20 protein-coding genes are annotated in these 22,927 nt (G+C 62.4%); 14 read left to right on the top strand and 6 right to left on the bottom strand.

Annotated elements, in window-relative coordinates; all coding sequences use genetic code 11:
- The first annotated feature begins 50 nt into the window (after window positions 1-50).
- The 7 genes from ASS64_RS06425 (at window position 51) to ASS64_RS06455 (ending at window position 7,480) form a co-directional block, all read left to right on the top strand.
- Window positions 51-767, top strand: coding sequence for a prepilin peptidase (locus tag ASS64_RS06425; RefSeq protein ID WP_067691522.1), 717 nt, complete (start codon window positions 51-53; stop codon window positions 765-767).
- 91 nt (window positions 768-858) lie between these two features.
- Window positions 859-1,878, top strand: a complete 1,020-nt coding sequence (cpaB, locus tag ASS64_RS06430) for a Flp pilus assembly protein CpaB (protein WP_067691524.1) — start codon at window positions 859-861, stop codon at window positions 1,876-1,878.
- Window positions 1,879-1,919: 41 nt separating this feature from the next.
- Entirely contained in the window at window positions 1,920-3,473 is a 1,554-nt protein-coding gene (locus ASS64_RS06435; RefSeq protein ID WP_067691527.1) for a type II and III secretion system protein family protein, read from the top strand.
- Between the two features lie 13 nt (window positions 3,474-3,486).
- Window positions 3,487-4,140 carry a CpaD family pilus assembly protein gene (locus ASS64_RS06440; protein WP_067691529.1) on the top strand — a complete coding sequence of 218 codons (654 nt, stop codon included), beginning with the start codon at window positions 3,487-3,489 and terminating at the stop codon, window positions 4,138-4,140.
- A gap of 6 nt (window positions 4,141-4,146) precedes the next feature.
- Complete coding sequence (locus tag ASS64_RS06445; protein ID WP_067691531.1) at window positions 4,147-5,436, top strand: pilus assembly protein CpaE; 1,290 nt, start codon at window positions 4,147-4,149, stop codon at window positions 5,434-5,436.
- Between the two features lie 50 nt (window positions 5,437-5,486).
- Window positions 5,487-6,458, top strand: a complete 972-nt coding sequence (locus ASS64_RS06450) for a type II secretion system F family protein (protein ID WP_067691534.1) — start codon at window positions 5,487-5,489, stop codon at window positions 6,456-6,458.
- Window positions 6,459-6,478: 20 nt separating this feature from the next.
- A complete protein-coding gene (locus ASS64_RS06455; protein ID WP_067691537.1) occupies window positions 6,479-7,480 on the top strand; it encodes a type II secretion system F family protein in 1,002 nt (333 codons plus the stop codon).
- A 47-nt stretch (window positions 7,481-7,527) separates the two neighbouring features.
- Here ASS64_RS06455 and ASS64_RS06460 read toward each other — a convergent pair whose 3' ends face one another.
- The 3 genes from ASS64_RS06460 to ASS64_RS06470 all read right to left on the bottom strand — a co-directional run bounded on the left by ASS64_RS06460 (window position 7,528) and on the right by ASS64_RS06470 (window position 9,404).
- Window positions 7,528-7,998 (bottom strand): MarR family winged helix-turn-helix transcriptional regulator, encoded by a 471-nt coding sequence (locus ASS64_RS06460; protein ID WP_067691540.1) that lies wholly within the window; start codon window positions 7,996-7,998, stop codon window positions 7,528-7,530.
- Between the two features lie 67 nt (window positions 7,999-8,065).
- Window positions 8,066-8,935 carry a crotonase/enoyl-CoA hydratase family protein gene (locus ASS64_RS06465; RefSeq protein WP_067691544.1) on the bottom strand — a complete coding sequence of 290 codons (870 nt, stop codon included), beginning with the start codon at window positions 8,933-8,935 and terminating at the stop codon, window positions 8,066-8,068.
- A gap of 196 nt (window positions 8,936-9,131) precedes the next feature.
- The gene (locus ASS64_RS06470) at window positions 9,132-9,404 is read right to left on the bottom strand and encodes a metal-sensitive transcriptional regulator (protein ID WP_067691547.1); all 273 of its coding nucleotides are present in this window, start codon (window positions 9,402-9,404) and stop codon (window positions 9,132-9,134) included.
- A gap of 83 nt (window positions 9,405-9,487) precedes the next feature.
- Here ASS64_RS06470 and ASS64_RS06475 point away from each other — a divergent pair, with 83 nt between their 5' ends.
- Both ASS64_RS06475 and ASS64_RS06480 read left to right on the top strand, forming a co-directional pair.
- Window positions 9,488-11,182: a copper resistance system multicopper oxidase gene (locus ASS64_RS06475; RefSeq protein WP_067691550.1), complete on the top strand. Its 1,695-nt coding sequence runs from the start codon at window positions 9,488-9,490 to the stop codon at window positions 11,180-11,182.
- On the top strand, window positions 11,182-12,246 hold the full coding sequence (locus ASS64_RS06480; protein ID WP_083508214.1) for a copper resistance protein B: 1,065 nt from the start codon (window positions 11,182-11,184) through the stop codon (window positions 12,244-12,246). Before ASS64_RS06475 ends, ASS64_RS06480 begins: the two co-directional genes overlap by 1 nt.
- A gap of 4 nt (window positions 12,247-12,250) precedes the next feature.
- Here ASS64_RS06480 and ASS64_RS06485 read toward each other — a convergent pair whose 3' ends face one another.
- Together ASS64_RS06485 and ASS64_RS06490 are read right to left on the bottom strand one after the other, a co-directional pair.
- Complete coding sequence (locus tag ASS64_RS06485; protein WP_067691557.1) at window positions 12,251-13,036, bottom strand: SDR family NAD(P)-dependent oxidoreductase; 786 nt, start codon at window positions 13,034-13,036, stop codon at window positions 12,251-12,253.
- A 105-nt stretch (window positions 13,037-13,141) separates the two neighbouring features.
- A complete protein-coding gene (locus ASS64_RS06490) occupies window positions 13,142-14,314 on the bottom strand; it encodes an acetyl-CoA C-acetyltransferase (RefSeq protein ID WP_067691561.1) in 1,173 nt (390 codons plus the stop codon).
- A gap of 133 nt (window positions 14,315-14,447) precedes the next feature.
- Here ASS64_RS06490 and ASS64_RS06495 point away from each other — a divergent pair, with 133 nt between their 5' ends.
- From ASS64_RS06495 to ASS64_RS06505, 3 genes are read left to right on the top strand one after another with little or no spacing between them, the layout of a single operon-like run.
- Window positions 14,448-15,194, top strand: a complete 747-nt coding sequence (locus tag ASS64_RS06495) for a 2OG-Fe(II) oxygenase family protein (RefSeq protein ID WP_067691564.1) — start codon at window positions 14,448-14,450, stop codon at window positions 15,192-15,194.
- Window positions 15,191-16,885: a tetratricopeptide repeat protein gene (locus ASS64_RS06500; RefSeq protein WP_067691567.1), complete on the top strand. Its 1,695-nt coding sequence runs from the start codon at window positions 15,191-15,193 to the stop codon at window positions 16,883-16,885. The genes ASS64_RS06495 and ASS64_RS06500 overlap by 4 nt, the downstream gene beginning before the upstream one ends.
- Window positions 16,878-17,777 (top strand): class I SAM-dependent methyltransferase, encoded by a 900-nt coding sequence (locus tag ASS64_RS06505; RefSeq protein ID WP_067691570.1) that lies wholly within the window; start codon window positions 16,878-16,880, stop codon window positions 17,775-17,777. The genes ASS64_RS06500 and ASS64_RS06505 overlap by 8 nt, the downstream gene beginning before the upstream one ends.
- Window positions 17,778-17,885: 108 nt before the next feature.
- Here the strand turns inward: ASS64_RS06505 and ASS64_RS06510 are convergent, their stop codons facing one another.
- Window positions 17,886-21,041: a TonB-dependent receptor domain-containing protein gene (locus ASS64_RS06510; RefSeq protein ID WP_234002344.1), complete on the bottom strand. Its 3,156-nt coding sequence runs from the start codon at window positions 21,039-21,041 to the stop codon at window positions 17,886-17,888.
- Between ASS64_RS06510 and ASS64_RS06515 the strand changes: the two genes are divergently transcribed.
- Together ASS64_RS06515 and ASS64_RS06520 are read left to right on the top strand one after the other, a co-directional pair.
- Window positions 21,031-21,567 (top strand): hypothetical protein, encoded by a 537-nt coding sequence (locus ASS64_RS06515; protein ID WP_157075101.1) that lies wholly within the window; start codon window positions 21,031-21,033, stop codon window positions 21,565-21,567. The genes ASS64_RS06510 and ASS64_RS06515 overlap by 11 nt on opposite strands.
- A 70-nt stretch (window positions 21,568-21,637) precedes the next feature.
- Window positions 21,638-22,609 (top strand): hypothetical protein, encoded by a 972-nt coding sequence (locus tag ASS64_RS06520; protein ID WP_067691580.1) that lies wholly within the window; start codon window positions 21,638-21,640, stop codon window positions 22,607-22,609.
- The last annotated feature ends 318 nt before the right edge of the window (window positions 22,610-22,927 follow it).

The following is a 22,927-nucleotide window of genomic DNA, read 5'->3' on the forward strand; positions in this document are numbered from 1 at the left end:
TAAGCACGTTCCTGTAGCACCGCATCCCGAAGGGTTGCCTCGGGGGCGTCATGCAAAGCCAGATTTTCACCTACGTATTGCTTGCCGGATTGGCAATCGCACTCGTGTGGGTGATCGTTACTGATCTCAAGAGCCGTACAATCAGCAACAGGCTGACCATGACGATTGCGCTGGGCGCGCCGCTCTACTGGCTTTCGATCGGACTGCCCCTGTGGCCGGATGTCGCATTACAGATCGGCTTGTCGCTCGGTGTATTCGCAGTGTGTTGCGTGCTCTTCGCGATCCGGCAGATGGGCGGAGGCGACGTGAAACTGCTCACGGCGCTCGCGCTGTGGGTACCGCCTTCGCAATTCACGCTGTTGCTCGTCGCCATGGCGATGCTCGGCTGGGTTATGACCATGGCGGTCGGTGCCTGGCATGTAGCGCGTTCAAGGGCGATCAAGACCAGCCCAGTCCGCGATACCGCACTCCTGGTCGTCGGCACCGCGATCGCAGCCGTCTTCGCCAGCGCCGTACTCGGCGGCCCGACGATCCCATTGCCCACCGGCATGGCCGAATCCGCCACCACCGACGCCACGGCCGCGATCGCTCTCGTGCTCGCACCGTTAATCTTGCTGTTGGTGGTCACGTTCGGCTCGATCCGCATCATACGCAGGCACGACCGTGACCTGTGGGTCCCTTACGGCCCCGCAATCTCGCTCGCCGGCATCTGGGTCGTCGCCAGCGGCGAATTGCTCGCGCGTGGAATGACGTCCCCCGTCGGCTGAGAACGCGATCTTAACCAATTCGCCGGTACAGCATGCAACCATACTTGCCCGCAGCGGAAATCGGCGGGCCGAACTAGGGGGCTTGATAGCCATGGATAGGAAAAAGCTGGTTCTGCTGGTTGCCGCGCTGATCGTCGCGGTCGGTACGGCGCTCGTCGCGCGGAGCATGTTCGCCGGGGCCGGTGCGCCGCAGGCCGAAGCCGCCGCGCAGGTCGAGGCGCAGGGACCCAAGGTCCTGGTCGCACAGCGCGCATTGCCGGTCGGTACGATCATCACCGCGGATGCAATCGGCTTCCAGCTATGGCCCGAAGAACTGGTCCAGGATGCTTATTTCCTCGACGGCGAAGCGGATATGAGCAAGCTGCTCGGCACCGTCGTTCGCCACCCGATTACCGCCGGCGAGCCGGTTACCCAGGGCTCGCTGGTCGCGCCGGGCGATCGCGGCTTCCTCGCCGCCGCCCTCGCCCCCGGCATGCGGGCCATTACCGTCCCCGTTACCGCCCAGTCGGGCGTCGGCGGATTCGTTTTCCCGGGCGACCGGGTGGACATGGTGCTGACCCAGCAGGTCGAAGGTAATGACGGCACCAATCTGAAAGCGTCGGAAACCATTCTTCGTAACCTTCGCGTGCTCGCCACCGACCAGTCGACCGTGTCGGAAAAGGCCGACGACGGCTCGACCGTGGTCAAGGAGTTCCGCACCGTTACGCTCGAAGTCACCCCGGTGATAGCCGAGAAGGTGGCGGTTGCGCAGACCATCGGCACGCTGAGCCTCTCGCTGCGCTCGCTCGCCGACAACCAGACCGAGCTCGAACGGGCGATTGCGGCGGGTGATGTCAGCATTCCCGACGATGCCTCGCCCGAAGAGGAAGAGCGCCTGCTGCGCCAGGCCATGGCCCGCCCGGACGACGGCAAGAGCACCTATGTCACCGGCGGCGACGTCTCGCGTTTCCAGCGCCGTTCGGCCCCTCCGCAGGGCGCGATCGGCGGGGCGCCCGCCCCGGCCGCCCCGGCGGGTGCGGCCGGCGCGCCGGTCCGCCAGGGACCGAGCGTCCGCGTTACCCGCGGCAAGGAAACCGAGGACGTGCCGGTGGGCACGGTTAGCCTCAAGTGAGCCGGATAGAACAAGCGGGAAGCCATTCAGGGGGCAATTCCATGAAACGTCGTCTTACCACCAAATTGCTGCTTGCCAGCCTGGCGGTCACGCCGCTGGCAGCCGCACCGACGACCGTCGCGACGGCTCAGACCATCGTGAGTCCGAGCTCGGAGATCGTCTTGTCGATCGGCCGCGGCGAACTGGTCAATGTGCCCGGCACCATGGCCGATGTTTTCGTCGCCGACGACAATATCGCCGATGTCCAGGTCAAATCGCAGCGCCAGCTTTACGTCTTCGGCAAATCGGGCGGCGAAACCACGATCTACGCCAGCAACCGCGCCGGCGATATCGTCTGGTCGGCCAACATCCGCGTCGGTTCGAATATCGGCAGCGTCGACCAGCTGCTCGCACTTGCGATGCCCGAGGCTGAAATCTCGGTTGCGACGATGGGAACCAACGTCATCCTGCTGACCGGCACCGTTGCCGCGCCGGAAGATGCCGAAGAAGCGCAGCGCCTCGTCGAAGCCTTTGTCGGCGACGGTACAAATGTCATCAGCCGCCTGCGTATGGCGACGCCGCTTCAGGTCAACCTGCAAGTCCGTATCGCCGAAGTCAGCCGCAGCTTCGTGCGCGCGCTGGGCGTAAATCTCGCGACCGTCGACAATTCCAGCGGCTTCAAGTTCGGTATCGGACAAGGCCGCACCGGAGCCTTCCCGCAGTACACTCCGGGCAGCCCCGCGGGCTTGGGCGTTGGCGTCACGGACGGACCCGAGGGCAGCAGCGTCGTGGCCAACATCTCGCCAGGTACGACCGTAAGTGCCTTTGGTAAGTTCCTCGGCCTCGACATTGCTTCCGCGTTGGACCTTGCCGAGACCGAAGGTCTCGTGACCACTCTGTCGCAGCCCAATCTGACCGCACTGTCCGGCGAAACGGCCGAATTCCTCGCCGGCGGAGAATTCCCCATCCCGCTGAGCCAGGGCCTCGGCACCACCACCATCGAATACAAGAATTATGGCGTGAGCCTGGCCTATTCACCCACCGTGCTGGCAAATGGCCGTATCTCGATGCGTGTGCGTCCCGAGGTGTCGGAATTGTCGAGCCAAGGCGCAATCACGCTCGACGGCTTCCAGGTCCCCGCCCTCATCACGCGTCGCGCGGAAACGACCGTCGAGCTCGGCTCGGGCCAGAGCTTCATGATCGCGGGATTGCTGTCGAACAATGCGACCAACTCAATCGACAAGGCGCCGGGCCTCGGCGACGTGCCAATCCTCGGCAATCTGTTCCGCTCCACTACGTATCGCAAGGGTGAGACAGAGCTGGTGATCGTTGTCACGCCCTATCTGGTGAAGCCCGTCGACGCGAACGACATCAAATTGCCGACCGATGGATTCCGCACGCCAACCGAAGGTCAACGCCTGTTCGGATACCAGCAGAGCGATGGCGTGACGGGCGGCGAGCGGCCCGGGCCCAGCGCAGTCGAGAGCGAACCGGCTGCACCGGGCATCTCGCAAGGGGTTCCGACCGACAATGGCGCTCAGCAGGCTCAGAGCCAGCCCGATGCCCGCCGCAACGAACGCAGCACGCCGGCAAAGCCCGGTTTCAGCTTTGAATAGGGGGACGAGTACAATGGCTAAGGCAATCAATCGCAAGCTCGCCGGTTCTCTGGCCGTCTCACTCGGCCTGTTGCTGGGCGCCTGCGGCGGTATTCCGACCGACAACCGTTCGCTCTACAGTGCGCGCCAGCCGGTCGTCGAGAGGACCAATTTCACGCTCGATGTGAACACGACAGGTGGCGGACTCCCCGTCAGCGAACAACAGCGCGTCGATGGCTGGTTCGAGGCCATGGGCCTCGGCTACGGCGACCGTATCTCGATCGACGATCCGACCGCCAATCCCGCAGTGCGCGACGATGTGGCGGCGCTTGCCGGGCGCTACGGCTTGCTGATCAGCGATGGCTCGCCAGTCACCGCCGGCTATGTCGATCCGGGCCAGGCCCGTATCGTCGTGACCCGTTCGACCGCTAGCGTGCCGGGCTGTCCGGACTGGTCGGCGAACAACGAGGCCAACCCGAACAATGCGACCTACCCCGGCTACGGCTGTGCGGTGAACGGCAATCTCGCCGGCATGGTCGCCAATCCCGAAGATCTGATCTCCGGCCAGAAAGGCACCGGCGAAACCGTCGTCACGACTTCGACCAAGGCCATCAGGGCCTATCGCGACCAGGCGCCGACGGGCGGTGGCGAGTTGCCCGAAGTCAGCACCCAAGAAGGAGGAGGCTAAGCAGCCATGAGCGCTTCACTCAAACCCGGCACAACGGGCAATCGCGATCCTTTCGCCGCCTATGTCTGTGACGAGACCGCCCTCGACGTGCTGCGACCGGTGGTGATCGAACTCGGCTGGCAGCCCGAAAAGTGCAATAAGGGCGGCCTGCGCAACGCCATCCAGTCGCTTTCGGTTTCGGCAAGCCCGAACATTCTGATGGTCGACCTGTCGGAAAGCGGTGATCCGCTGAACGACATCAACGCCCTCGCAGAGGTTTGCGAACCGGGTACGGTCGTGATCGCGATCGGCCAGGTGAACGATGTTCGCCTCTACCGCGACCTCCTCGCCAGCGGCATCCACGATTACCTGTTGAAGCCGTTGTCGGCGAGCATGTTGCGCGATTCGCTCAACCAGGCGCAAGCCGTCTTCACGGCTCCGCGCGCGGGCGAGGAAGAGGGGGTCAAGCGCCACATCTCTGCGGCGGTCATCGGCACGCGAGGCGGTGTCGGCGCATCGACGCTGGTGACTTCGCTCGCATGGCTGTTCTCGACCGAAAAGCGCATGCCGACAGCACTGCTCGATCTCGATGTCCATTTCGGCACGGGGGCGCTCACGCTCGACCTCGAGCCGGGGCGCGGGCTTACCGACGCGATCGACAATCCAAGCCGCATCGACGGCCTGTTCATCGAACGCGCGATGATCCGCGCGAACGACAACCTATCGATCCTTTCGGCCGAAGCGCCCATCAACCATCCGCTGATGACGGATGGCGCGGCGTTCATGCAGCTGCAGGAAGAGTTCAAGCACACGTTCGAAATGACGGTGCTCGACATGCCCCGCAACATGATGATCAACTTCCCGCACCTGCTCAACGACGTGAATGTGGTCGTGCTTTCCACGGAAATGTCGCTCGCATCGGCACGCGATACGATCCGCATCCTTTCGTGGCTCAAGACCAATGCACCGCATGCGAAGGTCCTGATCGTAGCCAACAGGGTTCAGCCGGGCGTGACCGAAATCAGCAAGGCCGATTTCGAAACGTCGATCGAACGCAAGATCGATGTCACGATCCCCTTCGACCAGAAGGCGGCAGCCAACGCAGCCAAGCTGGGCAAGACCTTCGTCGATGCAAACGCCAGCTCGAAAGCAAGCGCGGCGATCAAGCAATTGTCTTCGCAGGTCATCGGTGCCGGCGACCAGGATGCCGAGGAAGCCGAAGATTCAGGCGCCAAGAAATCGCTCCTCGGCAGCTTCGATTTCAAGAACCTGCTGGCGAAAAAGAAAGACGCACCGGTCGAGGCGGCTGCGGAATAGCGGTTTCTTTCACTCGCCCGGTTCCTTGAAGATATGCACGGAGAACACGCATGAACATCATCCAGCTAGTGCTGTTGGCCGTCGGGGTCGTGGCCATGCTGGCGATCGTCTACGCGTTGCTGTCCGGCCCCAATGCCGCAAAGGCGAGCCAGCGCCGCCTGCAACAGGTCCGATTTCGTCACTCCGAAAGCACCGACGCCAAGGTTGAATCGCAGTTCAAGAAGGCCATCGCCGCTCGCAAGCCAAAGGTGCACCGCGTCGCCGGTTCGGCTTCGCGCACCGAGGCGCTGGCCAACCGGCTCGACCGAACCGGCAAGGGCTGGACGCTGAGCCATTATGCTTACGCCTCTCTCGGCCTCGTGGTCGTCGTTGCATTGCTGATGTATCTGCGCAGCGGCTCTCTGGGTCTCTCGCTCGGTGTCGGCGTGCTCGTCGGGGCGGGCCTTCCGCACTTCATCGTCGGGCATGCGATCAAGAAACGCACTGCCAACTTCAATGGGAAGTTTCCCGACGCGATCGAATTGCTGGTACGCGGATTGCGCTCGGGCCTGCCGGTCACCGAAACCCTGGCCGTCGTGGCGCAGGAAATTCCCGGCCCTGTCGGCGAGGAATTCAGGGGGATCGTCGAGCGCATCAAGATCGGCCGGACGATGGAAGAATCGCTCCAGGAAACCGCCGACCGCCTCGGCATTCCGGAATTCAACTTCTTCTGCATCACGCTCGCCATTCAGCGCGAAACCGGCGGCAATCTCGCCGAGACGCTATCCAACCTCTCGGACGTGCTGCGCAAGCGCGCGCAGATGAAGCTCAAGATCAAGGCGATGAGTTCGGAATCGAAGGCCTCGGCCTATATCGTCGGCGCCCTGCCGTTCATCGTGTTCACCCTGATCTGGTGGATCAATCCGACCTATATCGGTGGCTTCTTCGAAGATGACCGCCTGATCATCACCGGCCTCGGCGGCCTCGTGTGGATGAGCATCGGCGCCTTCATCATGGCGAAGATGGTCAGCTTCGAGATCTGAGCTGGGGAAGGAGTAACACTATGGATCCCGCAACCGGCCCCACCCTCCTCGGTTTCGACGTCTTCCTGGTCGGCTCGATCCTCGCCGGGATCGCGGCTGCCTCGGTTCTGTTCGCGATATACACCGCGGTGACGATCAAGGACCCGATGAGCAAGCGCGTCAAGGCCCTCGAAGGGCGCCGTGAAGAGCTCAAGATGGGCCTCGTCACCTCGACCGCCAAGAAGCGCCAGAGCCTGGTCCGCAAGAACGATACGACCGAGAAGATCAAGGACACTCTGGGCAACATGAAGGTGTTGCAACAGAGTCAGGTCGAAGTCGTCCAGCAGAAGCTCGCCCATGCAGGCATCCGCAACAAGGAACTGGCGATCGTCATCATCGGCTTGCGCGCCGTGCTGCCGCTCCTGTTCGGCGGGCTCGTCTTTGCAGCCGTGTTCCTGCTCGATATGTTCCCCGACTGGGGCCCAATGAAGCGCAATGGCGCGCTGATGGCCGCGGTTTTCCTCGGCTACAAGGGTCCCGAACTCTATCTCGGCAACATTGCGAAGAAACGGAACGAGGCGATCCGCAAGGGCCTGCCCGATGCGCTCGACCTGCTGGTCATTTGCGCCGAGGCGGGTTTGACCGTCGATGCCGCCTTCAACCGTGTCGCCAAGGAACTGGGCCGCGCCTATCCCGAGCTGGGCGACGAGTTCGCGCTGACCGCGATCGAGCTTTCCTTCCTCAACGAACGCAAGAAGGCGTTCGACAACCTCGCCTATCGCGTCGATCTCGATGCGGTGAAGGGCGTGGTCACGACCATGATCCAGACCGAACGCTACGGCACCCCGCTGGCCAGCGCGCTGCGCGTGCTGTCGGCCGAATTCCGCAACGAGCGCATGATGCGTGCCGAGGAAAAGGCCGCGCGCCTGCCGGCGATCATGACCGTGCCACTGATCATGTTCATCCTGCCGGTGCTGTTCATCGTCATTCTGGGCCCGGCAGCCTGTTCGATCGCCGACGCTTTCAGCGGCGGGATCGGTTAACCGAAACCTCCTGCGACGGATCGCAACCCAAGCCTGGTCGACTAACCCTAGTCGGCCAGGCTTTCGGCGTCGAAGTCCCCCGCCTGGTCGCGCACACGCACCAGCATGTCGAGCAGGCTGGCCCGCTCCTGCTCACTGAGAACCGAGAACAGCTCGCCTTCGATCTTCATCGCCAGCGGCATGATGCCCGCATGCACCGAACGACCCTCGGCGGTCAGTTCGAGAAGGTGCGAGCGCCCGTCGCTGGCATTGGGCGAGCGTAGCACCAGCCCGCGATCCTCAAGCCGCTTGCACGCGCGATTGACCGGGACCTTGTCCATCAGGGTCTGCTGGGTCAGTTCGCGCTGAGTCAACGCGCCGTGATCGCCCAGCACAGCCATGATCCGCCACTCCGTGGTCTTGAGCGCAAAGCGCTTGCGATATTGCTCGGCGATCCGTGTCGAGACCGCATTCGAGGCGATCGAGAGCTGGTAGGGCAGGAACTCGGCAAGGCGCTGGGCAGGCTGGCGTTTCGACATGCGCTTACATTTAGATGACGCATGCAGCTTGGCAAGGCCGTTGCGAATGTAACCTTATTGCGTCGACTCAACTATAGCCGGGCTCGTCCCACCAGGGATAGAAATCGGGCATGTTCGCACTGACGGTATCGGGATAGGCGGGTGGCCGCTTTTCCAGGAAGCTGGCGATTCCCTCTTTCGCATCCTCGCTGCGGCTGAGACGATAGATCGCGCGGGAATCGATACGGTGCGCATCCATCGGATGCCCCCCTGCGCCCAGCCGCCACAGCATAGCTCGGGTCATCGCGACCGAGACGGCGGAGGTGTTGTCCGCAATCTCGCGCGCTACGCCGATTGCCGCTTCCATCAGCTCGCCCTGCGGATGGACCGAACGGACAAGACCGCGGTCGAGCGCTTCGCCGGCGCCGAAGATCCGCCCGGTCATGCACCATTCGAGCGCCGTCTGCATGCCGACGAGGCGGGGGAGGAACCAGCTCGAGGCGGCCTCGGGCGTGATCCCGCGCCGCGCAAAGACGAAGCCGAAGCGCGCATTGTCGCTCGCAAGGCGAATGTCGAAGGGCAGCTGCATCGTCGCGCCGACGCCCACCGCCACTCCGTTGCAAGCGCCGATCAGCGGCTTCTTCGAGTTGAACAGGCGCAAGGTCAATCGCCCACCCCCGTCGCGCACTCGCTCGTCGGACAGGTCGTCGACCGGCGTAGGGTCGGAGAAGACATGCCCGCCGCCTTCGGGCGTGAGGTCGGCGCCTGCGCAGAACGCCCTGTCGCCATGCCCTGTGACGATCACCGCGCGCACCCCGTCATCGGCATCGGTCGTATCGAGCGCATCGATGAGTTCGTCCATCATCGTGCGGGTAAAGGCGTTCATTTTTTCAGGACGGTGCAGCGTGACGGTGGCAATACCGTCGGCGATGTCGAACTCGATCTGCGTGTAGGACATGTGTTGGATATCTCCCCTCTCGTTTCATCGGGATGGAACACAAGGAACACGGTCCTGGCAAGAATTCTCCGGCCCATCGCAGGAAAATCGATCTACGCGGGATCGAGGTTTCCACTCTCGCGCCCACATCGCGATCACTACCGCATGCGTCCGTCGCCGGGAAAACGTCGCGCAAGTTGCGAGTGAGGCGAACGCCCTAGCGTCGGTTGCGCTCGAACAAGTCCACGAGTTCGCCGAACTTCTGCCGCTGATCCTCGGGGTCGCCACTCGCGATCGCCTCCGCAACGCAGCAGGCCGCATGGTCCTTCAACACCTGGCTCTCGACCTTGGTAAGCGCCGACTTGATCGCCTGGATCTGCGTAAGAATGTCGATGCAATAGCGATCGTCCTCGATCATCTGCGCGACGCCGCGCACCTGACCGGCTATCCGATTGAGTCGATTGAGTTTCGCAGATTTTCCGTCCGCCACTGAGTGCTTTCCTTTGAAATACCCCCAAGGGGTATATATAGGGCCGACCCGGACAGCAACACAAACCCACGGATAAGTCATTCATGCTGGATCGTCGCCGCTTCATCACCAGTACCGCCGGCCTTGCCGCTGCGACAAGCCTGCCGATGCCTTTATGGGCAAAAGGCGGTGTCCTTACCCACGCGACAAACGGCTTCGGCGAACTGTCTGGTCACGACATCCGCCTGTCCATCGACAATCATCATTTCACCACCGGCTCGCGCGGCGGCCATGCGATCGCAGTCAACGGGACGGTACCAGGCCCGCTCATCCGCCTGCGCGAGGGCCAGGATGTGCGCCTGCATGTCACCAACAATCTTGCGGAGGACAGCTCGATCCACTGGCACGGGCTGCTGGTTCCGTTCCAGTTCGACGGCGTTCCGGGCGTCAGCTTTCCCGGCATCAAGCCGGGCGAGACATTCACCTACGAATTCCCGATCCGTCAGGCGGGCACCTATTGGTGGCATTCGCATTCCGGGCTGCAGGAACAGGCCGGACACTATGGCCCGATCATCATCGAAAGCACCGAGCCCGATCCGCGCTACGACCGCGATTACGTGGTCCTGCTGAGCGAGTTCACGCCGCTCCACCCGCATGAGATCATGCGCAAGCTCAAAGTGGGCGAGCATTACTTCAACCGCCAGATGCTGACCGCAACCGAGGGCGAGATGTCCGGAGAAATGCGCCGCACCTGGAGCAGGATGCGGATGAACCCGCGCGATATCTCCGACGTAACCGGGGCGACCTACACCTTCCTCATCAACGGTCACGGTCCGGCAGACGATCTCCAGCTGGCCTTCCAGCCCGGCGAGCGCGTGCGCCTGCGGGTCATCAACGGCTCGGCGATGACATTCTTCAACGTCCGCATTCCCGGCGTCCCGATGACGGTTATCCAAGCCGACGGGATGGATGTTGCCGAGGTCGAGGTCGACGAATTTCAGATCGGTGTCGCCGAGACTTACGACGTCATCGTCGCACCGCTAGCGGGCAGCCATGCCATCGTGGCGGAAGCGATGGATCGCAGCGGCATGGGCGTCGCCAGCCTGACCAGCCATGCGGGCCATATCGCGACGCCCCCGCCTTTGCGCGAGCCCGTGACGCTCTCCATGACCGACATGGGGATGATGGATCACGCTGCCATGGGCCACGATATGGGCGACATGGAGATGGATCACTCGATGCGCGACACCTCGCTCCTGCCCGCCGACGTGAAGGTCGGCCCCGGTCTCGACATGGTCGCGCCCAGCCCATCCGACCGGATGGATTTCCCCGGCCTCGGGCTCGACAAGGTGTCGCATCGCGTCCTGCGTTATACCGACCTCAAGGCAAAGCGGATGAACCCGCATCGCACGGTCGAGCGCGAGCTGGAAATCCATCTCACCGGGAACATGGAACGCTATATGTGGGGCTTCGACGGCAAGAAATTCACTGCCGTCACCGACGACCCGATCCGCTTCGGTTACGACGAGCGCGTGCGGGTGAAGCTCGTCAACCAGACCATGATGGCGCACCCGATCCACCTGCACGGGCATTTCTTCGAGCTGGTGAACGGCGCCGATCACATGCACCAGCCGCTCAAGCATACGCTGGTCGTGCAGCCCGGCGGAACGGCGACATTCGACCTGACCGCCAACGAACCGGGCGACTGGGCCTTCCACTGCCACCTGCTCTACCACATGCATGCGGGCATGATGCAGGTTGTCACCGTGCGGCCCTTCCCCGCCGGGGAGAATGCGTGATGCGCAGCGCAGCTTTCGTGATGGCCGCTCTCGCCGCCCCGCTGTCCGCGCAGCAGCACTCCCACCAATCGGCCCATCCCACGCCTGATCCCGCTCCGGTCGATCACTGCGCGATGGGCCATCTGCCCCCGGAAAAATGCCCGCCGAAGGCTGAGAGCGAAGGGCAAGCAGCGCCGGATCATTCCGCGATGGACCATGCGGCCAAGGACCATTCGCAGATGGGTCACGAGGCTCCGGCAAATTCGTCCCAGGACCCCATGGACCATTCCGCCCATGGCGCGGCCGACGACAAGTCGGCCCCCGGTGCGGCGCCCGAATCGGCGCTACCGCCCCGCGCGCTCGAAGGGCCTCGCCATGCCGCCGATCTCGTCTGGGGCGAAGACGCGATGGCGCCCGCGCGCCGCCAGCTCGCCGAAGAAAACGGCGGCATGCAGACCGGCATGGTACTGGTCGAGCGGCTCGAGGCGCGACTCGGCACCGAGAGCGGTAGCGAAGACGGCTATCTGTGGGACGCGCAGGCCTGGTATGGCGGCGACCTCGACCGGCTGGTGATCAAGACCGAGGGCGAAGGCGAATTCGGCGGCTCAGTTGAAGATGCCGAAGTTCAAGCGCTTTACAGCCGGGCGATCGGCCCCTTCTTCGACCTGCAGGCCGGGGTTCGACTTGATGTCGAGCCCGAATCGCGCACGCATGCTGTCATCGGCATGCAGGGCCTCGCGCCCTACATGTTTCATGTCGATGGTGCGCTGTTCCTCTCCGACCGCGGCGATCTCACCGCGCGTATCGAGGGCGAATACGACCAGAAGATCACCCAGCGTCTGATCCTCCAACCGCGAATCGAGGCCGAGTTTTCCGCGCAGGATATTGCCGAGCGGGAAATCGGCGCCGGTATCACCAAGATCGAGCCCGGGATTCGACTGCGCTATGAGATCGTGCGTGAATTCGCGCCCTACGTGGGGCTCGAATACGAAGCCAAGCTTGGCCAGACGGCGGACATAGCAAAGGCCGCCGGGAAGGATCCCGACGGCCTCAAGGTTCTCTTCGGCCTGAGGGCCTGGTTCTGACCGCTTAGCGCGGCGCCATACGGATGGCGCCGTCTAGGCGCACGTCCTCGCCGTTGAAATAGCCGCACTCGATCATGGTCATGGCGAGCTTGGCGTATTCCTCCGGATTGCCGAGGCGCTTGGGGAACGGAACCGACGCGGCGAGCGCTTCCTTCACCTGCGGCGGAGCAGCGTTCATCAGCGGCGTTTCGAAGATACCCGGAAGGATGGTGTTCACGCGGATGCCTTCGTTCATCAGGTCGCGCGCGATGGGCAAGGTCATGCCGATCACGCCGCCCTTCGATGCCGAATAGGCCGCCTGGCCGATCTGACCGTCTTCACCGGCTACCGATGCGGTGTTGACGATCGCGCCGCGATCGCCGTCATCGCTCAACGGGTCGAGCGTCATCATTCCGGCAGCCGATTTGGCGATGCAGCGGAACGTGCCGACGAGGTTGACCTGGATCACGAAATCGAAGGCCGACAGCGGGAAGTGGCTGATCTCGCCGCTCTGCTTGTCGCGCTTGGCGGTCTTGATCGCATTGCCGATACCGGCGCAGTTGACGAGGATACGCTCCTGCCCATGCGCTTCGCGGGCCTTGGCAAAACCGGCATCGACGTCGTCGTCGCTGGTCACATTGACCTTGCAGAAGATGCCGCCGATGTCCTTGGCGACCGCTTTGCCCTTCTCTTCGTTCATGTCGAAGATGGCGACCTTGGCGCCCTTGGCGGCAAGCGCGCGGGCAGTGGCTTCGCCGAGGCCCGAGGCGCCGCCGGTGACGACTGCGGGGGTATTGCTGCTGACTTCCATGAATAATCCTCTCATTTCGTCATCCCGCCAAACGCCGGGATCTGGTTCGGATAGGTTCGACTTCGCTGCACGAGATCCCAGCTTTTGCCGGGATGACGCAAAGCGTCAAAGCGCCTCGACGATGGTAACGTTGGCGACGCCGCCGCCTTCGCACATCGTCTGGAGGCCGTATTTCTTGCCGCGCGCCTTGAGCGCGTGGACGAGCGTGGCCATGAGCTTGGTGCCCGATGCACCGAGCGGGTGGCCCAGGGCAATCGCGCCGCCATTGACGTTGAGTTTCGACGCATCCGCGCCCGTGTGCTTGAGCCAGGCAAGCGGTACCGGCGCGAAGGCCTCGTTCACTTCGAACAGGTCGATATCGTCGATCTTCATGCCGGCCCGTTCGAGCGCGCGATCGGTGGCGAACAGCGGTTCCTCGAGCATAATGACCGGATCGCCGGCCGTGACGGTGAGGTTGTGAATGCGCGCCATCGGCGTCAGGCCGTATTCCTTGAGCGCCTTCTCGCTGACGACCAGCACCGCGCTCGACCCGTCGCAGATCTGGCTGCTGGTGGCGGCGGTGATGGTACCTTCGGGGCTGAGCAGCTTCACGCCCGCAATGCTTTCGAGCGTCGCATCGAAGCGGATGCCTTCGTCGACCGTATGCATCTCGGTGCCTTCGGGCGTCTCGATTTCGACCGGTACGATCTCGGCTTCGAACGCGCCCGACTTGGTTGCCTCGATCGCCTTCTCGTGGCTCGAAAGAGCGAAACGGTCTAGATCGTCCTTGGTGAAGCCGTGCTTCTTGACGATCATCTCGGCGCCCATGAACTGGCTCCACTGGATGCCGGGATACTTCTCCTCGAGCCCGGGCGATTTGTAGTTCCCCAGCCCCTCTTTCATATGGAACATCGCGGTCGAGCCCATCGGAACGCGGCTCATGCTTTCGACCCCGCTGGCGATGACGACGTCCTGAGTCCCGCTCATCACGGCCTGCGCGGCGAACTGGATCGCCTGCTGGCTCGAGCCGCACTGCCGGTCGATGGTGACCGCGGGCACGCCCTCGCCGAGATGCTTTGCGGCAAGAACGGCGTTGCGACCGACCTGCATGGCCTGCTCGCCGCCCTGGCTCACGCAGCCCATCACCACATCGTCGATGGCCTTCGCCTCGAGACCCGAGCGCTCCATGATCGCATCGAGCGATTTGGCGGCGAGATCGACCGGGTGAACCCCGGCCAGGCGGCCACCGCGGCGTCCTCCGGCGGTCCGAACGGCTTCGACGATATAGGCTTCGGGCATGAGGCGCTCTCCAGTTGCGTTGCAATTTGATACGGACCTATGGCGGGCCCTCGTTTACGTCAAGCACTGCGTGGTGTTGGCAGCTCGAGCCATATGGTTGCGAGCATACACGGCGCATCGTAAGGCTGAGCGCATGACCGAAAAGAAGCTTTTCGAAATCAATCCGCAGCTCGATCGAGTGGCACTTGCCAAGCAATTCGCGGAAAAAGGCCGCGTGCAAGTTCGCAACGTGCTGACCCAGGCAACCGCGCGCGAAATCCAGATGATTCTCGCCCGCGCGACCAAGTGGGGCATGGCGATCCAGGCCGGGGACGGTCCCGGGATAGAACCACAGAGCTTCAGGCAGGAGGATCTCCAGGCTCCCGGCGGCGCCGAAAGGGTCAACAAGGCGGCCATGGCGGCGCATCAGGCTTCGGCGAAGGGAGACTATGCGTTTCGCTTCGCACAATATCCCATTCTGACGGCAGTTCAGGAGGGATGGGATCCGGGGGGGCCGCACGAACTGATCCTAGAGCACATAAATGCGCCAGCCTTTCTCGATCTGGTCCGAGAAATCACCGCGACACCGACGCTGACCAAAGCGGATGGACAGGCATCGCTCTATGCAGCGAACCATTATCTTGGACGACATATCGACAGCCACGTCGCCGAGGGATGGCGGTTTGCCTACGTGCTCAATTTCGCACCCGAGAACTGGCATCCCGACTGGGGCGGTTACCTGCTCTTTCTAGACGATGACGGCGACGTCGTCGAAGGGTTCCGTCCGCGTTTCAATGCGCTCAATCTCTTCGCGGTGCCGACCACCCACATGGTGTCGTACGTCCCGCCATTCGCTCCCATGGGCCGCGTTGCCATCGTCGGTTGGCTGCGGGACAAATGAGCGCTCTTCCCGAGCAGTGGCACGCTCGTGCAATTGCTTCCGAACGGTCAGGTGACCGAACCGAAGGCATTCGCCTGCTCGCGCAGGCGCTGGCAGAGCATCCCGATCACGCGCAATTGCAGAACGCGTTGGGGTCGATGGCGATGCGCAGCGGCGATGCAGAAAGTGCACAGGCCGCGTTCTCTCGTGCGCTGAAGCTCGAGCCGGACAATCTTGAATTCGCTCTCAACCTTGCGATTGCGTTGGGACAACTCGAATTGCATGAGGAAGCGCTTTCGCTGCTTCACGAGCATGAGGCGGCGGGTGCCAGGCAGGCGCGGTACTGGTCGGTAAGGGCCACGACTGCGCGTGCCGCCGGACGCCCGGCAGAGGCAGCGGCGTATTATGACAAGTGCTTGTCCATCGAACCGCGTCACGTCCGGGCCCTGCATGGCCGCGCCCGAACGGCGCTGGATCGCGGCGAGAAGAATGCCGCCCATCGCTTTGATGCGGCGCTAGCCGTCAACGGGGGCGAGGCCGATTTGTGGTTGGGCAAGGCGCAAGCGCTCGACGCGCAGGGAGACAGCGCGGGAGCACGGGATCTCATGCAGCAGCTCGTCGCGCAGGCACCAGGATGGCTTGATGGATTGAAGTTCCTATCGCAATTGCGACTTGCCGATGGCGAGAAAGACTTTGCCAGCCCCTATTTCGAAGCTGCCCGGCGCGTTCCGGACGACCCGAGCATTCCTCTCGGTCACGCCGCCGTTCTCGCCGGTCTGGAATTTGCCGACGAAGCCGCAGATGTGGCGGCAGAGGCGAGGAAGAGGTTTCCCGACAATCCCCAATTCAGACTGTTGGAAGCGGTGCATGCAGGCGACGCCGGGCAGATTGAGAGGGCGGAATCGATTTATGCCGAACTCGCGCTCGACACGAGCGAACGGGCCATTCACGAGGCCCGGCACAGAATAAGGCGCGGTCAATTCGAGCGGGCTGAAGGCCTGCTGGCCCATGCCCTCGACGAACAGGCGATGGTGCATACCGCCTACGCCCTGCTGGGTTTCATCTGGCGCATCAATAACGACCCGCGGGCAGCCTGGCTGCACGAACAGGAAGGTCTCGTCCGCCTGCTCCCATTGCGGCAGTCAGAAACCAACCTCCCACAAGCCACCAAGGTGCTGCACGACCTGCACGAAACATCCCCGCTACCCCTCGGGCAGTCGCTGCGCGGAGGAACGCAGACGCGCCACATCCTTTTCCACCGTCGCGAGCCGGAGCTCGCGCAGCTGCGCGACGCGATCCAAGCTACGCTTGAAGATTATCGTGCGGGCCTTCCTCGAGCGGACGATGCTCATCCGCTGCTGCGTCATCGCCTGGTGCCATGGACGCTCGCAGGTTCCTGGTCGGTGCGGATGCAAGGCGGCGGCGATTATCATGCCTCACACATCCACCCGCTGGGCATGCTGAGTTCCGCGCTATACCTTCTGGTGCCCGAGGAAGCGGAGGGCGACGACCGACAGGGCTGGCTTGAGATCGGCCGCCCGCCTCCGGATCTTGGTCTCGACCTCGGGCCGCTTGCCTCCATTCAGCCACAGGAAGGCCATCTCGCACTGTTTCCCAGTACGCTTTACCATGGCACGACGAGCTTTCGCGAAGGCCTGCGCATGACGGTAGCCTTCGACGTGGTACCTGCTATCGGTCGAAGGCATGGATAAGCAGCGGAAAGATGCGGTCTGGAAGGATTTCTGGGCGGCCCAGAATGCAAGCTCGGCTCCGGCAGTGGTTTCTACCCAGTGGGATGCGATTACACGCGCGCAATTCGACGTCTGGACCGATTTTCTCCGGGAAGTCAAAGGCGGCGCAAAGGTCCTCGATATTGCCACGGGTGCGGGAAAGGTGCTGCACATGATGCGCGCGACGCGACCCGATCTCGAACTGTATGGCATCGACATCGCCCAGGATTTTCCAGACCCTCCCCACAAAACGAAGCTGGTCGGTGGCGTACATATGGAGGAAATGCCCTTCGATGACGGCCAGTTCGACGTGGTCGTCAGTCAGTTCGGATTCGAATACGGCGATACCGAGGCGGGCGCCAAGGAGATCCTGCGGGTCCTTCATGCCGAGGGGCGTATGGCCTTCATGGTTCACCGCGGCGATGGACCGATCGTTGCGCACAACAGGAAGCGCATCGAGCAAATTTCCTGGCTGAGGGATGAAAACTCCCTCTTCAGCCGTATCGTCGAAATGATCCCGGTCGACAGCAGCATATCGCAAGAGGCGTATGATTTCGCCAAAGACCTGGCCGCTCGAGGAGAGCGAAAATTCGGCCTCGGCTCAGTTGCCTGGGAAATCCCGGAGGCTGTTCGCCGCACTCTCATTCTCGGGGCCAAGGGGTCACGCGAAAAGCTGATCGGAACATTGGATCTGATCGAGGAGCAGGCGGAAAGCGAGGTCGACCGAATTCGCTCTCTGCTTGTGGCCAGTGCGGCTGCGGACGAACGCGAGAAATTGCTCGAGGGCTTTACCAAGCAGGGCCGAGAAGCATTGCATTGCACCCCGGTCTCTCTCTCCAAGGGAGAGGTATTCGCCGATCTGATCGTCTTGTAATTCAGCCACTCATCGGATCGTGGGTGGGAATTGGCGCCGGAACATAAAGAAAGGGCGGCGGACCGAAAGTCCGCCGCCCTCCTTTTTATTCGACTCTCGTCGCTACGACTAGAACTTCAGGTTCACCGAAGCGAAGAAGTCGCGGCCCAGCACGTCGTAGGTGCTCGGGTAGGTGTTGGCCTGCTCCTGGTTGTCGCCGAGAAGCAGCGAGTTCGGACGGTTCGTCACGACACCGTTTGCGTCGAAGATCGGCGTGCCCGGCAAAGTGTCGAACAGGTTGTTCACACCGACGGTGAACGTGAGCTTCTCCGTGGCTTCGAACGAGAACGTCAGGTCGATCAGATCGTACGAGTCGATCGTGTCGATGCCGTTGAACGTTGCGAAGTCCGGATCGGCACCCGTGCCTTGATCGTCCACGGAGTCGAGGTGACGCCAGCGGATCGAGGTGGTCAGCGGGCCATCGACGAACGATGCACGCGCGGTCCACTTGAACTCCGGAGTCGGTTCACCACAGTTTCCGGCGAAGAAGCCGGAGCACTCGATGACGTTCGTCGGATCGTTCTGATCCGGTGCGAACGTGCTCGATTCCGTCCAGGTGCCGAGGAACGACAGGTTGAGATCCTGCTCGCCCGAGTCGGTCATCAGCGAGAACGGCAAGGTGGTAGTGTAGCCGATTTCGAGGTCGATACCGGAAACCGCCAGGTTGGCGATATTCGCGCCACCCAAACGCGGTGCGTTGTTGCGGTCGAATGAACCCGTCGAATCACGCGTTCCCACGAACGGTGCGCAATTGACCGACGACACATCGGTGGCCGTACCATCGAAGCACAGATCGAGGGCCGTTTGCAGGGTGATCGTGGTGATCGCATCCTTGATTTCGATGTCGAAATAGTCAGCCGTGATCGTCAGGCCCGGGATGAAGCTCGGCTGCAGAACGACACCGACGGTGAAGCTGTCCGAGGTTTCTTCCGCGAGGTTCGGATTGCCACCGAAGAATGCAGCCGTCTGGCTGTCGGGCTGGATGAGCGCCGCGTTGCCGAGGTTGGCTGCGGGCACGCCGTTGGCGATACACTGCTGGCGCAGCGCACCGGAAGTCGCATCAGCGGTACCGCAAGGGTCGGTCGCACCGGGGAAGCCGATTGCCGAGCCAGCGAAGAGCTCGCCGACATTGGGCGCACGGATTGCACGCTGGTACTGGCCGCGGAACATGACGTCCGGAATCGGAGCGAATTCGACGCCGGCTGCCCAGGTGAACGCGCCGCCGACGGTGTCGAGCGAGTAGTCCGAGTAACGGGCTGCACCATTCAGCTCGAGGCGAGCGCTACCGAATTCGATCGGGACGTTCAACTCGCCGAACACTTCGTTCACCGAGTAGCTACCGTCCGTCGGTTCACCGGCATTGAAGCCGGCAACGTCGCCCGACGCCAGGAATTCGTCCGGAATGAACCGAGCCGAAACCCTGCGGCGCTCGACACCGACTGCGAAGCCGACCGGATCGCTGTTTTCGCCGATGGCGAAGTCGCCGAAGGTACCCGAGACCGCACCGGTGATGACCTGAAGGGTCGAGATGTCGCTATTCTGCGCCTGAATGCGGAAGCTGTTGACCTGTGCCGGCGTAAGCTGTCCGCGACCGAAGATGTTGATCGGCGCCGAACCCGTTCCGTCGAGACCGGCAGAGAAGCGCGAAAGCGAAGCGTTACCCTGCTGGATGTTCGAATTGCGTGTGCGAGCGAACGAGTAGTACGCATCGTACTGCAGGAAGTCGTTGATCGGGCCGGTCAGACCACCGAGGACGCGAAACGCCGAACGCTCGTCGAGCGAGTTACGGCTACCTGCTTCGGTCAGACGACGACGAACCTGGACGTCCACGATGCCATCGCCGGCATCGGCACCCGACTCACTGGCATCCAGCGCGTTGAGAGCATCGATCGTGTCCTGATCGAGGAAGCCCGAAACATAGTCGATGTCGAGGCCCAGATTGACGAGAATCGGAGTCGGAGCAAGTTCCTGTGCGACGCGGTTATTGACATATGCAACTTCGGTGTACGCAGTATGGCCATTACCGATTTCGTAGTCGGCATAACCGCCCACGAGATAGCGTTCCTGCGGAAGCTGCAGATAGTTGGCCGGAGCGTAGTTGTACGTACGCCCGTCGTACGGGACGAGATTGCCCGGGGTAGCGAAAAAGCCGAGCCCGTTGGCGTTGAAGACGCCGGCGCTATCGGTGCCGTCGCCGCGATAGGTCAGGCGGGTTTCTTCGAGAAGCGAAGAACCGAACTGCTGGAGCGGAACGCCAAAGGTTTCGGCACCAATCGAGAAGTTCGAGAACTCGCGGTCGCCCTGGAAGATCGCGTCGCGATTGTAGTATTCGGCATAAACCGTGGCACTGCCGCGACCATCGTCGAACGAGGTACCGATTGCGCCGTGCACCTGGTAACGGGCGCCGTCACCGCGTTCGGTAATCGAATACTGGCCACCCAGCTCGAGACCCTCGACATTCTTCAGGCGGAAGTTGACGACACCGGCCAAAGCATCCGAACCGTAAACGGCCGATGCACCACCGGTAACCACGTCGACGCTGTCGAGAAGGAAGGAAGGAATCGTGTTAAGGTCGACGATCTGCGCTGTATCGAAGAACATCCAGCGGCGGCCGTTCACGAGAACCAGCGTACGCGTCGTACCGAGACCGCGCAGGTTGAGCGTTGCCGTACCGTTGCCGGGGTTGTTCGAGAACGACGTGGTTCCCGGAATAACCTGTGGCAGGGTGTTGATCACGTTTTCTACGTTGACCGTTCCGGAAAGCGCGAATTCTTCGTCCTGAACGATGGCGACCGGTGCGGCCGTATCAACGTTGCGGCGCGCGATGCGCGAGCCGGTGACGACGATCGGCGCTGCGGCCGTGTCCTGCGGCTCCGCCTGGAGAGCAGGCTCATCCTGCCCATCCACCTGCGCATATGCTGGCGATGCGATCACGGCACCGGCCATGATCGTGCCCGTCAGCAAGGCAGCTTTGGAAAACTTGTTTGACATTTCTATCCCCTCTGAGAGGGGCACCCATTTGAGGCGCCCAGCAAGAAAGTTATCCAGACATTCATCTGAATGGGCGCGGCCTACTGCAACGCATGTGGCCGCCGCAATGATCGAAACACAGTCGATGCCTGGAACTTTGTCAGTGTGGCAAGGGAGGCACAGTTGACATGGCGGGCGAAATCCCGGCCAATGGCCGAAAGATTCCGGATCGAGAGGAAATTGTGTGATCGACAATCCGAGAGCTGTGGCTCGAATGAGACTGTGTCTGGCGACCGCGAGCATGTTGCTCGCGGGACCGATCTCTGCGCAAGGCGACGAGGACGGCACAAACCAGCTTCAGGCGCTGCGTGATTGTCGCGTTATCCAACAGAATGAAGCCCGCCTGGCCTGCTTCGATGCTGCGGTGGACAATGTGATTGCACGTCAGGACAGCGGGGATCTGCAGGTGCTCGCCAAAGAGGATGTCGCGAAGACTCGCCGGGGCCTCTTCGGATTCAGCCTTCCACGAATAGGCATATTCTCCTCCGACAAGGAGGACGAACTGGCCGTCCTGCAGTCCAAGATTACCGGCCTGAGGCGCCTGCGCAGTGACCATTGGGAAATAGAGATAGCCGAAGGCAGTGTCTGGCAGGCCACGAACACGCCCCGCCGGTTCAAACCGGAAGTCGGGGACGATGTCGAGCTGGAGAAGGCGGCGATGAGTTCGTACTGGCTGCGCGTGGACGGAGCACACGGCGTGAAGGCCAGACGCATTCGATAATGCGGCTGGGGTGGAAATCCAGGACATCGGGGCCCCGGTCGGGCAAGCCCCGAATCGATGCGTGTTGGTAATGTCCGACGTCCAATCCGATCCGGAGTGGATTCCGCACGGGCTAGATCTGCAGAAACAGGTCGTCGAATTCGTCAAGGTGCCCCGAGAAACGTTCTGCGCTCCTGGATTTCTGTTCGATTACGAGCCACCCGATCCCACAGGGCGTCAATGGATCCCTTTCGATCAGATTGCCAATCTGGCGGTTGATACCTCACCCGTTCATTTCATTTTCCATACCGCGTTTTGTCGTTCGACGCTTCTTGCGCGGGCGTTGAACATTCCCGGCACATCGATCGGGATGAGCGAGCCTGGGATCATTGCAGCCCTGGCATCCGCCGGACCGCGGGTCGATCCGCTCGTTGCGCCTTTGGTCAGATTGCTGGGCAGGAAGAGGGAGGGTGTCGGGGCTGTCTTCGTCAAGCCGACCAACCATGCCAACCGCTTGATTGGCTCTCTCCTTAAAGCTCTACCCGAGGCGCGTGCGATCTTGATGAGCAACTCGGTTTCTCCCTTCCTTCAGAGCGTCCGCAAGCGTGGACTGATGGGCCATCGCTGGGCGCGACGCCTCTATCTCGAGCTGCAGAGATATGCCGGCCTGAACCTTGGCATGTCCGCGGAAGAGCAGTTCTCGATGACCGACCTGCAAGCTGGCGGAGTTGCCTGGCTCCTGAGCCAGAACCTATTCACAATTCTGGCCTCAAGCGAATTTGGGGAAAGGGTCCGCACACTCGATGGCGATTTCTTCAACGAGAACCGTGGCGAAACCATTCAGGCGGCTCTCGGCTTTGCTGGCATCGAATGGGACCAGCACACCCAGGGCGAACTCGAAGATCACGATGCTTTTGCCGATCATGCCAAGCTCGGCGGGCCGGTAATTCAGACCGAAGCCGACAGGTCGACCATGGACGAGATCGGCCAGGTTGAGGAATGGCTGGCCCTCATCGCCAACCAGATCGGAATCGAGATTCCTGTGCGCCAGACCCTTCTCTAGGTCGCCGCCGCCCGAGTAGCCAGGTCGGTCCGAGCATGCTTCGATCCCGATACGCTGCCCTGCATCCGCCTGCCGGTGGCAGGCTTTCGTGGGGCGCTCAGTTTCGACCGTCGGCGCCCTGATCGCCACCTTGGGCGGCGCCGGGCCCAAACAGTTGGTGCGAAATTCGTCGCTGGATTGGGGAATTCCTCGACCCCGCTGCGCCCTCCTCGTGCCGCAAGATTTGAGCATTCATGTCCGAACTCGCCGACCCTTGGGCATGTATCGTTGGTCCCACACAGCGGGCAGTGCGGGCGGGAACACAGCCGCCGACCTTGA

Origin of the sequence: Erythrobacter sp. AP23 (assembly GCF_001542855.1) — a bacterium.
Taxonomy (GTDB): domain Bacteria; phylum Pseudomonadota; class Alphaproteobacteria; order Sphingomonadales; family Sphingomonadaceae; genus Qipengyuania.

Bases quoted from the DNA above. Each gene is read 5' to 3' on its own strand.
- ASS64_RS06425 (WP_067691522.1), top strand. From the start codon at position 51: ATGCAAAGCCAGATTTTCACCTACGTATTGCTTGCCGGATTGGCAATC.
- cpaB (WP_067691524.1), top strand. From the start codon at position 859: ATGGATAGGAAAAAGCTGGTTCTGCTGGTTGCCGCGCTGATCGTCGCG.
- ASS64_RS06435 (WP_067691527.1), top strand. From the start codon at position 1,920: ATGAAACGTCGTCTTACCACCAAATTGCTGCTTGCCAGCCTGGCGGTC.
- ASS64_RS06440 (WP_067691529.1), top strand. From the start codon at position 3,487: ATGGCTAAGGCAATCAATCGCAAGCTCGCCGGTTCTCTGGCCGTCTCA.
- ASS64_RS06445 (WP_067691531.1), top strand. From the start codon at position 4,147: ATGAGCGCTTCACTCAAACCCGGCACAACGGGCAATCGCGATCCTTTC.
- ASS64_RS06450 (WP_067691534.1), top strand. From the start codon at position 5,487: ATGAACATCATCCAGCTAGTGCTGTTGGCCGTCGGGGTCGTGGCCATG.
- ASS64_RS06455 (WP_067691537.1), top strand. From the start codon at position 6,479: ATGGATCCCGCAACCGGCCCCACCCTCCTCGGTTTCGACGTCTTCCTG.
- ASS64_RS06460 (WP_067691540.1), bottom strand. From the start codon at position 7,998: ATGTCGAAACGCCAGCCTGCCCAGCGCCTTGCCGAGTTCCTGCCCTAC.
- ASS64_RS06465 (WP_067691544.1), bottom strand. From the start codon at position 8,935: ATGTCCTACACGCAGATCGAGTTCGACATCGCCGACGGTATTGCCACC.
- ASS64_RS06475 (WP_067691550.1), top strand. From the start codon at position 9,488: ATGCTGGATCGTCGCCGCTTCATCACCAGTACCGCCGGCCTTGCCGCT.
- ASS64_RS06480 (WP_083508214.1), top strand. From the start codon at position 11,182: ATGCGCAGCGCAGCTTTCGTGATGGCCGCTCTCGCCGCCCCGCTGTCC.
- ASS64_RS06485 (WP_067691557.1), bottom strand. From the start codon at position 13,036: ATGGAAGTCAGCAGCAATACCCCCGCAGTCGTCACCGGCGGCGCCTCG.
- ASS64_RS06490 (WP_067691561.1), bottom strand. From the start codon at position 14,314: ATGCCCGAAGCCTATATCGTCGAAGCCGTTCGGACCGCCGGAGGACGC.
- ASS64_RS06495 (WP_067691564.1), top strand. From the start codon at position 14,448: ATGACCGAAAAGAAGCTTTTCGAAATCAATCCGCAGCTCGATCGAGTG.
- ASS64_RS06500 (WP_067691567.1), top strand. From the start codon at position 15,191: ATGAGCGCTCTTCCCGAGCAGTGGCACGCTCGTGCAATTGCTTCCGAA.
- ASS64_RS06505 (WP_067691570.1), top strand. From the start codon at position 16,878: ATGGATAAGCAGCGGAAAGATGCGGTCTGGAAGGATTTCTGGGCGGCC.
- ASS64_RS06520 (WP_067691580.1), top strand. From the start codon at position 21,638: ATGTCCGACGTCCAATCCGATCCGGAGTGGATTCCGCACGGGCTAGAT.